2 pseudogenes are annotated in these 925 nt (G+C 74.3%); both read right to left on the reverse strand.

Annotated features, from left to right (window positions below):
- Nucleotides 1-28 precede the first annotated feature (28 nt).
- Nucleotides 29-688 (reverse strand): annotated as a pseudogene (locus C1J00_RS48675) (RNA polymerase sigma factor); the annotation flags it as partial.
- A gap of 55 nt (nucleotides 689-743) precedes the next feature.
- Nucleotides 744-925 (reverse strand): annotated as a pseudogene (locus C1J00_RS46120) (hypothetical protein); the annotation flags it as partial.

Raw genomic sequence — 925 nt, forward strand, 5'->3', positions numbered from 1 at the left:
GAGTTCGTCGGCAGCGTCAGATGTGTATAAGGGACAGCGGCAGGACGAACCCCGCCACCGCCAGGGTCGCGGCCGTTGAGGCGACGGCCACCGCGTGCGCCTTGCCGCCCCCGCGTGGCCGCCCGCGCCCGATCAGGAACAGCACGACCCCCAGCGTCCCGGCCAGCGAGGCGCGCAGCGTGCGCCGGGCCCGGGCCAGCAACGACTCGACGGTCCGGTAGCTCAGCCCCATCCGCACGGCGACCTGGCCGACGTCCAGGTCCTCGGACTTCAGCCGGAGCGCCTCCGCCTGGCGGGCGGGCAGGTCCCCGCTGCGCACCGCCAGCCACCTGGCCTCGGCCCGGTCGCACACGACCTCCTCGACGGGCACCGGACCCGGAGCGACGAGCGTGGGGCTGGTGCGCACCTCGGCCTCACGGTTGACCTGGCGGTACCGGTCGACGCACAGCCGCATGGTCACGGTGGTCAGCCAGGCGCCGAGGCGCTCGTCGTCGAGGTCCGGGCGCTCCGCGGCGCGCAGCATCGCCTCGTGCACGGCGTCCTCGGCGTCCTCCAGGCTCATCGACCGCCGCCGGGCCACCTTGAGCAACTGCTCGCGGTGGCTCCACATGCGCTGCCAGCGGTCGTGGGCCTCCTGTGTCCGAGCAGCCATGGCCGCCTCTGCCTCAGCAGGCATGTCCGTCGCCATGAGGGCCCCTCCACGCTCACCCGCCGGTTCCTGTGCCGTCCGGCGGCTGGCGACATTACCCCCCGGTAGCCGCGGTTGTGGAGGGGGCGGCTCCCATTGTGTCCTCACCGTTGCTGGTCAGTGGACCGTCGCCGGGCAGCACCCCGTCCTCGGGCAGCCGCACCTCCGGGTCGGGCACGGGAAGCAGCGGCTCCTCCAACTCCCCGGCTCCGTCTGCCGGACGGGACGGCGCGGGGG

Origin of the sequence: Streptomyces cahuitamycinicus, assembly GCF_002891435.1 — a bacterium.
In the GTDB taxonomy this organism is placed as follows: Bacteria; Actinomycetota; Actinomycetes; order Streptomycetales; family Streptomycetaceae; genus Streptomyces; species Streptomyces cahuitamycinicus.